Source organism: Sphingomonas sp. LC-1, from assembly GCF_025371035.1.
Classification (GTDB): Bacteria; Pseudomonadota; Alphaproteobacteria; order Sphingomonadales; family Sphingomonadaceae; genus Sphingomonas; species Sphingomonas sanguinis_E.
The window spans coordinates 104,760-119,133 of sequence record NZ_JANZXB010000008.1; the positions used below are offsets into that span (position 1 = coordinate 104,760).

The following is a 14,374-nucleotide window of genomic DNA, read 5'->3' on the forward strand; positions in this document are numbered from 1 at the left end:
TAAGCACTACGGGCGGCCAATCGATCAAATGCAATGATCGGTCCGCTTTATGCGCGATACGCATAACTGGAGAACCAAGCTGCGCCTGTTCCGTCACCTGTATGTTCGGATGCTGCTCGGCATCGCCGCAGGGACCGCGATCGGCTATCTGGTACCTGGCTTCGGCCGCGATTTAGGCGCGCTGGGCATCGCATTCGTCAAGGCGATGCGGATGATGGTGCCACCCGTCCTGTTCTGCACCATCGTCGAGGGGATCGTCCGCCACGGCGCCGCGCGCGAGACCGGGGCGACGGTGCTGCGCAGCCTGATCGTCTTTCTGGGCATCACCATCGCGGCGCTCGGCATCGGGCTGGGGGTGACGGTGCTGATGCAGCCGGGACGCGGGCTTCCCCTGCCCGCTTATGCTGAGGCAGCGGGTGAAGTGCAGCGGCAACTGGCGGGGCGGCATATCACCGGGCCGGGCGACTTTCTGGTGCGGATGGTCCCCGACACGCTGTTCTCCGCCTTTACGGCGGGGGACGTCCTGCCGGTGCTGTTCGTCGCGGGGCTGGTCGGGTTCGGCCTGCTGCGCATCGGGGAGGCGGGCGCGCCGATCGTCCGCGCCATCGAGGCGCTGACCCGGTTGCAGTTCGCCATCTTCGGCTTCCTGATCCGCGCTGCGCCGGTCGGGGCGTTCGGGGCGATCGCCTATACGGTCGGGACCTATGGCATCGCCTTCATCGGTTCGCTGGGCCTGCTGATCGCGACCTTGGCGCTGGCCTGCGGTCTGCTGATCGCGGTGCTGGTGCTGACCATCCGCCTGACCACGGGCGTGCGGGCCGGAACGCTGCTCCGTACCTTCCGCGACGAGATACTGATCGTGCTGGGCACCTCCTCGACCGAGGTCGTGCTGCCGCGGCTGATCGAAAAGCTGGAGGGGCTGGGCTGTCCGCGCAGCGTGGTCGGGCTGACCGTGCCGCTGGGCTATTCGCTCAATCTGGCGGGGACGGCGGTCTATCTGATCGTCGCCACGCTGTTCCTGGGCGAGGCGCTGGGCGTCGCGCTCTCGCCCGAGCGGATCATGGTCTATCTGGGCGTCATGCTCATCACGTCCAAGGCGGCGGCAGGGGTGACGGGCAGCGGCTTTTCGGCGCTGCTGCTTACCCTGTCGCTGCTCCCCGACGTGCCGGTCGGGGCCGCCGCGATGCTGATCGCGGTCGACCGTTTCCTGTCCGAAATCCGCGCACTGACCAGCGGCACCGCCAATGTCGCCGCCTCGCTGCTCGTCACCCGCTGGAGCGGCGGGCGGCTAACCGGTGACCCACGCCGCGACGAGTAGCGCCATCAGCCGCGAGGCGGTGGGCGACAAGGGTGCCGAGGAGCGCCGCAATACGCCGATCGTCCGCGTCACCTCCGCCCCCTTCAGCGGCCGCCAGACCAGATCGCGCGCGTCCGGCCCCTGACAGGCCAGTTGCGGCAGCACCGACGGCCCCAACCCCGCCTGCACCAGCGCCAGCGCCGAGGTGAGCCGCGTCACCTCATAGAACCATCGAAGCTCCACCCCCGCGCGCGCCAGCCCTGCCTCCAGCGCGGTCCGGTTGCCGCTACCCATATGCACCGTCACCAGCCGCAGGCCGACCAGGTCCTGCCAGCTCGGGTCGGGTATATCCGCCAGGGGATCGTCCTTGCGGCAGACCAGGCCATAGGGATCGTCGGTCAACGGCTCGAACACCAGGTCCCCGTCCGACGTGACGGGCAAGGTGATGCCGAACTCCGCCTCGCCGGTCCGCACCGCCTCGGCGCATTCGGTCGCCGACAGGTCGAGCACGCGGACCCGGACATTGCGATATTCCTGCGCGAACTGCTCCAGCACGTCGGGCAGGAAGCGGACCGTGGCACTGGGGATGCTGGCCACCGTCAGCCGCCCCGCCTGTCGCTCACCCAGCGCCATCATGCCGAGCAGCGATCCGTCCATCTCCTCCAGCAGGCGACGAACCAGCGGTACGACCTCCTGTCCCGCCGGGGTCAGCCGGACGCTGCGCGTGGTCCGCTCCAATAGGGGCGTTCCCACCGTCGCCTCCAGCTTCTGCACCCGGCGGCTGAGCGCGGGCTGCGACAGGTTCAGCTGCTCGGCGGCGCGCAGGAAGCTCTTGCCATCGGCGATCGCGACCAGCGCGCGCAGGTCCAGAAGTTCGCAGTTCAGCGGGATCATGCCCGCAAGGCTAACACCGCCGACGCCGCTTGACGACCATCGTGCTGATACCCCGGCTCGACAGCATCATCGCCCTGCCGACGGAACGGCGGTGAGACGCGGGGGTTACCCGGGGATGCCGAGCATTTCCACCGACCATCTGTCCATCGCCTATGACCTGTACGGCCCGGAGGGCGCGCCGGTCGTCCTGTTGCTGCACGGGTGGCCCGACGATGCGACGACCTGGGACAAGGTCGCGCCGCGTCTGGCCCAGGCGGGCTTGCGCGTGGTGGTACCGACCTTGCGCGGGTTCGGAGCAACCCGGTTCCGTCATGACCATACGCCCCGCACCGGCGACAGCGCGATCCTGGCACTGGATGCGATCGCGCTGATGGATGCGCTGCGCATCGGCCGATTCATGGTCGCGGGGCACGACTGGGGCTCGAATATCGCCGAAGCGCTGGCGGTGGGTTGGCCCGAGCGCGTCCAGCGGCTGGCGATGCTCAGCACGCCGCCACGCCTGGGCGGCATGGCGACGCCGTCCTTCGACCAGGCCCAGCGTCAATGGTATCATTGGTTCATGGCGACCCGGCGTGGCGCGCAGGCGGTGCGCGACGATCGGCTCGGCTTTGCCCATATCCATTGGGTCGACTGGTCGCCACCCGGCTGGTTCGTCGATGCGACGTTCGCGCGAGTTGCCAAGTCCTTCGACAATCCCGACTGGCCAGCCGTCACCATCCATAGCTACCGCGCGCGCTGGGACGAGGCACAGCCGGATCCGCGTGGGGCCTGGCTGGCCGACCGGGTGAAGGCGACGAAGACGCTCTCGCTGCCTGCCCTGTATCTGCACGGCGAAGTAGACGGGGTGAACCCGCCCTCCACCGCGCGGGAGGTGCCGGGCAAGTTCACCGGGTCGTTCACGATGGTCGAGCTGCCCGGCGTCGGCCATTTTCCACAACGGGAGAATCCCGAAGCGGTGACACGCCATCTTCTGGACCTGTTCGTCGATCGCGAGGACGATGGCGGACATTGGAAGGTCGCCGCGGGCGTCGCCGCTGCAGGACTGCTGGCAATGGCCATCGGCTTTGCCCAAACGCGCCGCAAAGGACAGGAACCAGAAACCGCTTCTCCCCCTGTGCGAGCGCAGGAATGATGTTGCGGCTGCCCCCTGCTCATGCGAGACGGGCCGCAGGGTGTTCGTGAACCAGACACGGGCAGGATGATCGCTGGTCGGGCCGCCAGCGAGTTCCGATCCTGCCGGAGCCACAAGCCATGCCCCGTTCCCGTGCCGCGCACGTTAGCGCGATCCGCCGCTTCCTCGATTCCCAGACCGCTGCCGGGCTGGTGCTGATGGCGGCGGCGCTACTCGCGCTGATCCTCGCCAATTCGCCGGTCGCGGCCGGATATGAGGCGCTGCTCCACCGGCATCTAGGGCCGCTCTCGCTCAGCCATTGGATCAATGATGGACTGATGGCGATCTTCTTCCTGCTGGTCGGGTTGGAGATCAAGCGCGAGGTCTTGGACGGACAGCTTTCCACCTGGTCCCGTCGCATCCTGCCTGGGCTGGCCGCACTGGGCGGCATGGTCGTGCCCGCCATCGTCTATCTCGGCTTCAATCGCGGCGGTACGGCATCCGGCTGGGCGATACCGGCGGCGACCGACATCGCCTTTGCGCTGGCCGTGATCCGGCTCGTGGGCAACCGGGTGCCGGCTTCGCTCCGGGTCTTCCTCGCGGCGCTGGCGATCATCGACGATCTGGGCGCGGTGGCGGTGATCGCAGCCTTTTACTCCACGTCGCTATCGCCCATCGACCTGGGCGGGGCGGCTGCGATGCTGGGCGTGCTGGCGCTGTTCAATTGCTTCGGCGTGCGGCGCCTGACGCCCTATCTGCTGGTCGGTATCCTGTTATGGGTGTTCATGGTACGATCGGGCATCCATGCGACGATAGCGGGGGTGCTGCTGGCCTTCACCATTCCCATGGCCCGTACCCCTGCCCGCCCCGATGGCGAGACGGATACGAAGGACAGCCCGCTTCACCGGCTGGAGCATATCCTGCATCGCCCGGTCGGTTTTCTGATCGTCCCGATCTTCGGCCTCGCCAATGCCGGAGTGCCGGTGCTGGGTCTGCCCGCCGGAGCATGGGTCTCGCCGGTCACGCTGGGGGTCGGCCTGGGGCTGTTGATCGGCAAAGTGGCGGGAGTCTTCGGCATGACGATGCTGGCGATACGCACCGGGCTGGCCGATGCCCCGGCGCATGCGAGCGGCGCGCAGATACTGGGCACCGCCCTGCTCTGCGGCATCGGATTTACCATGAGCATCTTCATCACCCTGCTCGCCTTTCCCGGCGATCCGCTGCTCCAGGCCGAGGCCAAGCTGGGGGTGGTGGCGGGATCGCTGCTGTCCGGCGTACTGGGCTTTCTCGTCCTGCGCCGGGCCGCCCGATAAGCGCTTGCCTGTACCCGGTCGGAACGTCATCCTGCGACCCGACGAATGCACGGGGGACGGCGATGCGGTGGATGGCGACGGCGGGATTGATGGCGTTGGCGATGCCCGCGCTCGCGCAACAGGCGACTCCGCCGATCGCGGCCAAGAAGCCCTATCAGGTCCCCTCCCCCAATGGCGCACGCGAGGACGAATATTACTGGCTGCGCGACGACACCCGCAAAAATCCGGAAATGCTCGCCTATCTGAATGCCGAGAATGCCTATGCCGATGCGCAACTCGCGTCGCTCAAGCCGCTTCAGGCGAAACTCTATGACGAGACCGTCGCGCACATCAAACAGGACGATAGCAGCGTTCCCTATCGCAAGGACGGATACTGGTATTCGTCACGCTTCGCGACGGGCGCCGACTATCCGCTGATCGAACGCCGCAAGGGCAGCCCGTCCGCGCCCGCCGTCCTGCTCTTCGACCAGCCCGCCATGGCAAAGGGCCATAACTTCTTCTCGCTGTCCGACTGGGCGGTCAGCCTCGACAATCGGCTGGTCGCCTGGGCGGAAGATACGGTCGGGCGGCGGCAATATGTCCTGAAGGTCAAGGACATCGCGACCGGCCGCATCTACGCCGACACGGTCACCAATGTCGAGCCCAATATCGTCTGGGCCGCCGACAACCGCACGATCCTCTACATCGCCAAGGACCCCACCACATTGCGCGGATACCGGGTGATGGCGCATGTCCTGGGCACGCCGGGCAGCGACGACCGGATGCTGTACGAGGAGAAGGACGACACGTTCAATATGGGCGTCGGGCGAACGACCGACGACCGCTATATCTGCATCAGCGTGCAGAGCACGGTCAGCGACGAGCAACGCTGCGCCCCCGCCAACGCGCCGAGCACTTTCACCGTCGTCGCCCCGCGCGAGCGCGAGTTCCGCTACAGCGCCGACCATCTCGGCGGCCGCTGGATCATCCGCACCAATCGGGGTGCGAAGAATTATAAGCTGGTGACGCTGGCCGATGGGGATGCGCCGAAGGGCGTCGCCGCCTGGCGCGATCTGGTACCGGCCAGCGACACGGTGTTCATCGAGGATTTCAAGCCGTTCGACGGCTTCGTTGCAATCGACCAGCGCGAAGGCGGCAACCGGATGATCCGCCTGCTGACCGATGCGGGCAAGTCCATCCCCGTCAAGGCGGACGAACCCGCCTATCGTATGGGCCTGTCGACCAATGCGGAGCCCGATACGCCCTGGGTCCGCTATACCTATGGCTCGCTGGTCACGCCGACCACGACCTATGAGATCAACGCCCGCACCGGCGAGCGCCGCATGCTGAAGGTAACGCCGGTCCCCGGCTACGACCCCTCGCTCTACGTCACCGAACGCGTCTGGGCACCCGCGCGGGACGGGACGCGTATCCCCGTGTCGATCGTCTATCGCAAGGGCGTGAAGCGCGACGGCACCGCGCCCCTCTTTCAATATGCCTATGGCAGCTATGGCATTTCAACCGACCCGTCGGTCGATGCCGGGCGGATCGGATTGCTCGACCGAGGGGTGGTCTATGCCATCGCGCATATCCGGGGCGGGCAGGAAATGGGCCGTGGCTGGTATGACGACGGGCACCTCCTGAACAAGAGGAACAGCTTCACCGACTTCATCGACGTGACCCGCTATCTGGTCGCGCAGAAATATGCCGCGCCCGGCCGGGTCGCGGCGATGGGCGGCAGTGCGGGCGGTCTGTTGATGGGCGGCGTCGCGAACATGGCGCCGCAGGATTACAAGCTCATCATCGCGCAGGTCCCGTTCGTCGATGTCGTCACCACGATGCTCGACGCCTCGATCCCGCTCACGACCTTCGAATATGACGAATGGGGCAATCCGGCGAACAAGCCCTATTACGACTATATGCTCGGCTACTCCCCCTACGACAATGTCGCGGCCAAGGCGTATCCGGCGCTCTATGTCGGCACCGGCCTGTGGGACAGCCAGGTGCAATATTACGAACCCGCCAAATGGGTCGCCCGGTTGCGGGCGAAGAAGACCGACGGCAACCCGCTCCTGTTCCGGGTGAATATGGAGGCGGGCCATGGCGGCAAGTCGGGCCGGTTCGAACGCATCCGTCAGAATGCGGAGTGGCAGGCGTTCATGCTGTCTCAGCTCGGGGTCGCGACGAACTGACCCGCCGCCGCCTTTCGCCGACCCTGCCCCCGCCGGGCGTCAGGTTTTCGTGATGATACGGCTCGGCTGGCTCATCCTGGGATGCCTGTTCGTTGTCCTCGGCGTGATCGGGGCGATCCTGCCGCTGATGCCGACGACGATCTTCCTGATCCTGGCGGCGGGCTGCTTCGCGCGATCCTCGCCCCGGCTGGAGGCGTGGCTGCTCGACCATCCGCGCTTCGGCCCGACCTTGCGCGCGTGGCGCCGGGACGGGGCGATCGGGGTCCGGGGCAAGACGATGGCGTGTGGCGGGATCACGCTTGGCTATGGCCTGTTCCTGCTGACAGCCGCACCGCGATGGCCGCTGGCGCTATTCGTTGCGATCGTAATGGGGGGATGCGCGGCCTTCGTCCTGACCAGGCCGACCGCCCGATCATGATCATACTTGCCCCACCGATATATGGACCATATACGGTCCGTATATGGGTATTGTAAAAATTGACGACCAGCTTCACGAAGAGGTCCGCCGCGCCAGCACGGTCATGTGCCGCTCGATCAACGCGCAGGCCGAATTCTGGATGAAGATGGGCATGTTGGCCGAGGCCAACCCGACGCTGAGCTTCCATGAGATCGTGAAGGCACAGATGGCCGCGGCCGACCTGTCCCTGCCCCAGCCGCTGGTCGCCTGACATGGTCAAGACGGCCGAAGAACTGGCGCTGATGCGCGTCTCCGGGCAGTTGCTCGCGCGGGTGTTCGAGATGCTGGACGGGCTGACATTGGCGGGCATGTCGACGCTGGCGATCAACGACCGTGTGGAACATTTCATCACCCACGACCTGGCGGCGCGACCCGCGAGCAAGGGGCAATATGGCTTTGCCTATGTACTCAACAGCTCGATCAACCAGGTGGTGTGCCACGGCGTGCCGAGCGCAGAGGATGTGATCCGCGACGGCGACATCGTCAATCTCGACATCACGCTGGAGAAGAACGGCTTCATCGCCGATTCCAGCAAGACCTATATGGTCGGCGAGGTCGCGCCGGGCGCGAAGCGGCTGGTCCGCGTGACGCGCGAGGCGATGTGGAAGGGCATCAAGCAGGTCCGCCCCGGCGCACGGCTGGGCGATGTCGGCGCGGCGATCGAGAAACATGCCAAGGCGAACGGCTATTCGGTGGTGCGCGACTATTGCGGCCATGGCATCGGGCGCGAGATGCACGAAGAACCCAATGTGCTGCACTTCGGACGGCCGGGAACCGGTGCGGTGCTGCGCGAGGGGATGACCTTCACCATCGAGCCGATGATCAACCAGGGCACCCGCAAGGTCTCGACCGCGGATGACGGCTGGACGGTGGTGACCGACGACGGAAAGCTGTCGGCGCAGTTCGAACATACGGTCGCGGTGACGAAGACCGGGGTGGAAGTGCTGACGCTGCGGGCGGACGAGAAGGTCGGCTGACTGACGCTCGTACCCCGGCGGAGGCTGGGGCCCAGTTACGACACGGCCCGTGGCGCGCACGGCAATGCGGGGGAGGCATCAACGACGTGGTCGCTATAGCCTCCCCCGCATCGGCTGGCGCGCCACGCTGTTCGTAGAAGCTGGGCCCCGGCCTTCGCCGGGGAACAGGGAGCTACCCCTCCACCCGCAACCGATACCCCACGCCGAGTTCGTTCGCGATGACGCTCCCCACCGGTTGCGGCGCTTCCAGTTTCTGGCGAAGGTTGCGCACGACGATGCGTAAGTAATCGATACGCGGGTCCTCGTCCCCGCCCCAGGCGGCGTCGATGATCCGGTCATGCGTCACCACCCGGCCGGGATGGCGCGCGAGGACCGCCAGTACGTCATATTCCTTGCGCGTCAGATGCTGTTCCTCGCCCCCGCGCGTGACCATACGCCGGTCGAGGTCGATCGCGAGATCACCGGTCCGCACCACGGTCGGCGCGGTTCCCGCCGCCCGGGCATGGCGCAGTGCGACCCGCAGCCGGGCGAGCAGTTCCTCGCTGTCGAACGGCTTGGTGACGTAGTCGTCCGCCCCCAGATCGAGCGCGGCGACCTTTTCCTCCGTCGCCTCGCGCGCCGACACGACCAGCACCACCCGCTCGGACGCGCGCAGCAGCGGGATCAGGCTCAAGCCGTCCCGATCGGGCAGGCCCAGGTCGAGCAGCACCGCCTGCGGATGCTCGGCCGCGGCAAGCGCCAGCGCCTCACGCCCGTCGCGCGCCTCGACTACGCGGTGCCCCGCCTGCTCCAATGTGTTGCGCAGCAGGCGGCGGATCGCGACTTCGTCGTCCACCACCAATATTGTCGCGGGCATCAGGCCATTCCCTCCGGCGCGCCGTCGCGCACGATCAGATCGCGGGGAAACACCAGCGCGAACGCCGCGCCGGTGCCCTCTTCGCGATTGCCCGCCTCTACGGTCAAACCCATGGCTTCGGCAAAGGCCTTGACGATGGCGAGGCCCAGGCCGGTGCCGCCCGCCACCCGGTCCGATCCCTCCAGCCGCCGGAACGTCTCGAACACTTCCGCCTCGCGCCCCGGCGGCAGGCCGGGGCCATGGTCGAGCACGGACAGTCGCAACGTTCCGTGACGATGCCGCCCCTCGATGACGATCTCGGTCCCCGGATCGCCATAGCGTCCGGCATTGTCGAGCAGGTTGAGCAGGCAATGATGCAGCAGTTGCGGATCGGCACGGACCAGCGGCAGGTCGGGCGGCACATCCAGCCGCACCGCATGGCCCTCCAGCGCACGGCGCGCATCATGCGCGGCACCGGTCACCGCATCGCTCAGGTCGATCGCCTCGATCCTCAGCTTGAGCGCCCCCGCCTCTACGCGGGCCATGTCGAGCAGATTGGCGACGAAGCGATTGAGTCGCGCCGCCTCCCCCTCGATGGTCGCGATCAGATCGGGAGTCGCGCCCTGCCGCAACTGCGCGGCGGCGGCCATCACCGCCGTCAGCGGCGTGCGCAGGTCGTGGCTGACCGAGGACAGCAGCGCCGCCCGAAGCCGGTCGCGGGTGCGCACCGCATCGACGTCGCGCACCTCCGCCTCCAGCCGCAACCGTTCGAGGATCAAGGCGGCCTGGGCGATCAGGCCCGTCAGCAGCGGCAGGCGGTCGGCCCGCACCGGTTCGCCGCCTGCCTCCTTCGCCAACCCAAGAACCGCAAGCACCCGCTCGCCCGCCTTGAGAGGCTGGAACAGCCATTCGGACGCGGCCAGCGTCGCCGATCCCTTGCCTGCGGGCGTGCCGGTGTCGAAGGCCCAGTGCGCGGCGGCCATCTCCATCGTCTCCAGCCGGTAATCGGGTTTGGTCGCGGCCTGCACCGCCAAACCGGCGGGCGACGGGGTCAGCAACACGGCCTGCACGTCGAACAGCCGGGCAATGTCCTCGCAGATCACACGCGCCGCCCCGGCCGGGTCGGCCATTCCGCTCAAGCGGTGGAGGAAGCCCGCCAGCGTTGCATTGTCGCGCGCGCTGCTTGCCGCGAGATCGGCCTGCGCCCGCACGCGGGAGGTCAACTGGCTGGTCGCGAATGCGACGCCCAGCAGGACGAAGATCGAAATGACATTCTCGGGATTGCTGACGCTCAGCGTGCCCACCGGGGGCAGGAAGAAGAAATTATAGGCGAGGCTCGACGCCAGCCCCGCGAACAGCCCGGTGCGCAGGCCGTAGAGACTCGCCGCCGCCATGACCGGCAGCAGATAGAGCAGCGCGACATTGCCCAGGTTGAGGATATGGAACAGCGCGCTCGCCAAGCCCGTCACCAAGGCCACGCCGAGCAGCGTCAGGCCATAGCCGATGGGCGAACCCCATTGCCCGCGCCGCCGGGTCCGCTCGCGCTCGACCGGGGCCTCGCCGACCGGCAGGACGTGAACGGTGACGCCCGGCGTCTCGCGCACCAGCCGGTCGACGACCGAGCCGTGGCGCAGCTCGAACCAGCGCGATCTTTTGGCCTTGCCGACGACCAGCTGGGTGGCACGGGCGTCGGTCAGGAAGGCGCGGATGCCCTCGACCACGCTGGGTGCTGGCACGGTGGCAACCGCCGCGCCCAGCTGCGTCGCCAGCGTCATGGTCGCGGCCAGCCGCCGATGCTGCGCCTCGCCCAGGGTCGCGGTGCGCGGCGTGTCGATGAACAAAGCGGTCCAAGGTGCGCGCAGGGCGTCGGCGGCGCGCTTGGCGGCGCGGACCAGTTCGTCGGCGCCGGGCAGTTCGCTGACCGCGACGACCAGCCGCTCGCCCGCCGCCCATTGTCCGCCGACGCCCAGGCTGCGGACATGGTCGAGCATCTGCGCATCGACCGCCTGCGCCGCCCGCCGGAGCGCCAGTTCGCGCAACGCCGACAGGTTGGACTTGGAAAAGAAATGCGACAGCGCCCGCGTCGCTTCCTGCGGCAGATAGACCTTGCCCGCCTTCAACCGCTCGATCAGTTCGTCGGGGGGGATGTCGACCACCTCGATCTCGGCCGCCTCCAGGATGCGATCGGGCACCGTCTCGCGCACGCGGACGCGGGTGAAGCTGGCGACGACGTCGTTGAGGCTTTCGACATGCTGGATATTGACCGTCGAATAGACGTCGATCCCCGCCGCCAGCAGTTCCTCGACATCCTGATAGCGCTTCGGGTGGCGGCTGCCCGGCGCATTGGTATGCGCCAGTTCGTCCACAAGCGCGAGGCGGGGCGCGCGGGCCAGGACCGCATCGATGTCCATTTCGTGCAGCGTCCGCCCCTCATAGGGAACGGCGCGGCGGGGCATGACCTCCTGGCCGCGCACCAGCGCCTCGGTCTCGACCCGGCCGTGCGTCTCGACCACCGCGACGACGACGTCGACGCCGTCACGGCGTCGCGCCGCGCCCTCGGACAGCATCTCGAACGTCTTGCCGACGCCGGGTGCTGCCCCGAGGAAGATTTTCAGGCGGCCGCGCCCCTCGCGCTCGGCGGCGCGCAGCAAGGCATCGGGGTCGGGGCGCGGCTCGCCTGCCGTCATCGCTTGGAAGCAGCGTCCAGTGCGCGATTGAGGGCGAGGACGTTGACATGCGGGTCGCCCAGCAACGACTTCTCGGTCTTTCCGACGACCAGCGAGCGCACCTGCTCGACAGGCAGGCCACGGACACGGGCGATGCGGGCGGCCTGCGCCAAGGCGGCTTCGGGCGACAGATCGGGGTCCAGCCCCGAACCGCTGGTGGTGACGAGATCGGCGGGCATCTCGCCCATCACGCCCTCGGCGCGACGCTTGGCGACATCGGCCTTCACCCGGTCGGCCAGTGCTTGCGACGTCGGCCCCAGGTTCGAGCCCGACGAGGCGAGCCCGTCATAGCCCTTGCCCGCCGCCGAGGGACGCGTCTGGAAATAGCGGTCGCTGACGAACGCCTGTCCGACGACCTCGGAGCCGATCACCCGACCACCGACTTCAACCAGGCTGCCATTCGCCTGATGCGGGAAGACGGCCTGCCCGATCCCGGTCATCGCCAGCGGATAGGCGATGCCGAGAAGTGCGGCGAACAGGATCGTCATCACGATCGCGGGCCGCAAGGCGGAAGTGAAATCCTTACCCATGATGGTAACTCCTTATGCGAGGCCGAGGCCACCGACCACAAGGTCGATGATCTTGATGCCGACGAACGGCGCGATCAGGCCGCCCAGACCATAGATGGCGAGATTGCGCGCGAGCAGCGGCCCCGCCCCCATAGGCTTGTAGGCGACGCCCTTCAGCGCCAGCGGCACCAGCAGCGGGATGATGAGCGCATTGAAGATGATCGCGCTCAGGATCGCCGACTGCGGCGTCGCCAGACCCATGACGTTGAGCACGCCGAGGCCCGGATAGAGCGCCACGAACATCGCGGGGATGATCGCGAAATATTTCGCCACGTCATTGGCGACCGAGAAGGTCGTCAGCGCGCCGCGCGTCATCAGCAACTGCTTGCCGAGGCCAACGACCTCGATCAGCTTGGTCGGGTCGCTGTCCAGATCGACCATGTTGCCCGCCTCGCGCGCGGCCTGGGTGCCGGTGTTCATCGCGACACCGACATCCGCCTGCGCCAGCGCTGGCGCATCATTGGTGCCGTCGCCGCACATCGCGACAAGCTTGCCGCCCTGCTGTTCCTGACGGATCAGCGCCAGCTTGTCCTCCGGCGTCGCCTGGGCGAGGAAGTCGTCTACCCCTGCCTCGGCGGCGATCGCGGCGGCGGTCAGGGGGTTGTCGCCGGTGATCATCACTGTGCGGATGCCCATGCGACGCAGCTCGCCAAAGCGTTCGCGGATGCCCGCCTTGACCACGTCCTTCAGGAAGATGGCGCCGAGCAGGCGGCCATTTTCCGCCACCGCCAGCGGGGTGCCACCCGCCCGCGCGATCTCGTCGGTGATGCGACGCAGTTGCGTCGCCGCCGCCGTCTCCCCCACACCCGGATGGGCGCGCAGGATCGAGTCAACCGCGCCCTTCTGGATCAGCCGGTCGCCGATCCTCACGCCCGAGATACGGGTCTGCGCGGTGAAGGGGATGATCTCCGCGTGCGTAGGGAGGCTGACAATCGAGACCTTGAACTGCTCGCGCGCCAGGACGACGATCGAGCGGCCTTCGGGCGTCTCGTCCGCCAGGCTGGCCATCAGCGCAGCTTCGGCCAACGCGTCGACATCCGAGCCGCCGACGGCGCGGAACTCGCTCGCCTGACGGTCGCCGATGGTGATGGTGCCCGTCTTGTCGAGCAGCAGCACGTCGACATCGCCCGCCGCCTCGACCGCGCGACCCGACTTGGCGAGCACGTTGAAGCGGACCAGACGGTCCATGCCCGCAATGCCGATCGCCGACAGGAGCGCCGCGATGGTCGTCGGGATCAGGGTGATGAGCAACGCCGCCAGGATCGCCACCGGAATGCTGCCGCCCGCAAAGGACGCAAAGCCCGGAATGGTGCCGACCGCGATCAGGAAGATGATGGTCAGGCCGACGAGCAATATGGTCAGCGCGACCTCGTTCGGCGTCTTCTGACGCTCGGCTCCCTCGACCAGCGCGATCATGCGGTCGAGGAAGCCCTGGCCCGGATTGACGGTGACGCGCACCCGGATCTCGTCCGAGATAACGCGCGTGCCCGCCGTCACCGCCGAACGGTCGCCGCCCGCCTCGCGGATGACGGGCGCGCTCTCGCCGGTGATCGCGGCTTCGTTGACGCTCGCCACGCCCGCGACGACCTCGCCGTCCGAGGGGATTAGGTCGCCGGTTTCGACCAGCACCACATCGCCGATCTTCAGCGCGCTGGCGGGGACATTCTCCCACTCATGGCCAGCGCTCGTCAGCCGCTTGGCGGTCAGCTCGGCCTTGGCGGCGCGCAGGGACGCCGCCTGCGCCTTGCCGCGCCCTTCGGCCAGGGCCTCGGCAAAGGTGCCGAACAGCACGGTCAGCCATAGCCAGACGACCAGTTGCAGCTTGAACCCGGTGGTCAGCCCGTCATGCCCGACGACGAGCAGGACGGTCAGAAGGGCGGCGACCACGGCCGTCACGAACATCACCGGGTTGCGGATCAATTCGCGCGGATTGAGTTTGACGAACGAGGCCTTGATCGCCGGGAGCACCAGCTCGGCGGTAAACAGGCTCTTGGTAGGGGAATTGGCCACGACTGGCGCTCCCG

At 67.6% G+C, this 14,374-nt stretch carries 12 protein-coding genes; 7 read left to right on the top strand and 5 right to left on the bottom strand.

All coding sequences use genetic code 11. The annotated features are described in order from the left end of the window. Window positions 1-49: 49 nt before the first annotated feature. Window positions 50-1,318 carry a cation:dicarboxylate symporter family transporter gene (locus NZL82_RS12630; protein WP_261270108.1) on the top strand — a complete coding sequence of 423 codons (1,269 nt, stop codon included), beginning with the start codon at window positions 50-52 and terminating at the stop codon, window positions 1,316-1,318. Here the strand turns inward: NZL82_RS12630 and NZL82_RS12635 are convergent. After that, complete coding sequence (locus tag NZL82_RS12635) at window positions 1,289-2,191, bottom strand: LysR family transcriptional regulator (protein ID WP_261270109.1); 903 nt, start codon at window positions 2,189-2,191, stop codon at window positions 1,289-1,291. The two genes, NZL82_RS12630 and NZL82_RS12635, sit on opposite strands and share 30 nt — an antisense overlap. Window positions 2,192-2,306: 115 nt before the next feature. Between NZL82_RS12635 and NZL82_RS12640 the strand changes: the two genes are divergently transcribed. From NZL82_RS12640 to map, 6 genes are all read left to right on the top strand, one after another. Further along, window positions 2,307-3,323: an alpha/beta fold hydrolase gene (locus tag NZL82_RS12640; RefSeq protein WP_261270110.1), complete on the top strand. Its 1,017-nt coding sequence runs from the start codon at window positions 2,307-2,309 to the stop codon at window positions 3,321-3,323. A gap of 119 nt (window positions 3,324-3,442) precedes the next feature. After that, window positions 3,443-4,615, top strand: coding sequence for a Na+/H+ antiporter NhaA (gene nhaA / locus NZL82_RS12645; RefSeq protein ID WP_261270111.1), 1,173 nt, complete (start codon window positions 3,443-3,445; stop codon window positions 4,613-4,615). Window positions 4,616-4,677: 62 nt separating this feature from the next. Further along, window positions 4,678-6,786, top strand: a complete 2,109-nt coding sequence (locus NZL82_RS12650; RefSeq protein ID WP_261270112.1) for a S9 family peptidase — start codon at window positions 4,678-4,680, stop codon at window positions 6,784-6,786. Window positions 6,787-6,838: 52 nt separating this feature from the next. Then, window positions 6,839-7,204, top strand: a complete 366-nt coding sequence (locus NZL82_RS12655) for a YbaN family protein (RefSeq protein WP_261270198.1) — start codon at window positions 6,839-6,841, stop codon at window positions 7,202-7,204. Window positions 7,205-7,247: 43 nt separating this feature from the next. Beyond that, window positions 7,248-7,454, top strand: coding sequence for a ParD-like family protein (locus tag NZL82_RS12660; protein WP_261270113.1), 207 nt, complete (start codon window positions 7,248-7,250; stop codon window positions 7,452-7,454). Window position 7,455: 1 nt separating this feature from the next. Further along, window positions 7,456-8,220: a type I methionyl aminopeptidase gene (map, locus tag NZL82_RS12665; protein ID WP_261270114.1), complete on the top strand. Its 765-nt coding sequence runs from the start codon at window positions 7,456-7,458 to the stop codon at window positions 8,218-8,220. 172 nt (window positions 8,221-8,392) lie between these two features. Here map and NZL82_RS12670 read toward each other — a convergent pair whose 3' ends face one another. Genes NZL82_RS12670 through kdpB form a run of 4 tightly spaced genes read right to left on the bottom strand, consistent with a single transcriptional unit; the run spans window position 8,393 to window position 14,360 of the window. Further along, window positions 8,393-9,076: a response regulator transcription factor gene (locus NZL82_RS12670; RefSeq protein WP_261270115.1), complete on the bottom strand. Its 684-nt coding sequence runs from the start codon at window positions 9,074-9,076 to the stop codon at window positions 8,393-8,395. Beyond that, window positions 9,076-11,742, bottom strand: a complete 2,667-nt coding sequence (locus NZL82_RS12675) for a sensor histidine kinase KdpD (RefSeq protein ID WP_261270116.1) — start codon at window positions 11,740-11,742, stop codon at window positions 9,076-9,078. Before NZL82_RS12675 ends, NZL82_RS12670 begins: the two co-directional genes overlap by 1 nt. Continuing rightward, window positions 11,739-12,311 carry a potassium-transporting ATPase subunit KdpC gene (gene kdpC / locus NZL82_RS12680; protein ID WP_261270117.1) on the bottom strand — a complete coding sequence of 191 codons (573 nt, stop codon included), beginning with the start codon at window positions 12,309-12,311 and terminating at the stop codon, window positions 11,739-11,741. The genes NZL82_RS12675 and kdpC overlap by 4 nt, the downstream gene beginning before the upstream one ends. A gap of 12 nt (window positions 12,312-12,323) precedes the next feature. Continuing rightward, window positions 12,324-14,360 (bottom strand): potassium-transporting ATPase subunit KdpB, encoded by a 2,037-nt coding sequence (gene kdpB, locus NZL82_RS12685; protein WP_261270118.1) that lies wholly within the window; start codon window positions 14,358-14,360, stop codon window positions 12,324-12,326. Window positions 14,361-14,374: the final 14 nt, after the last annotated feature.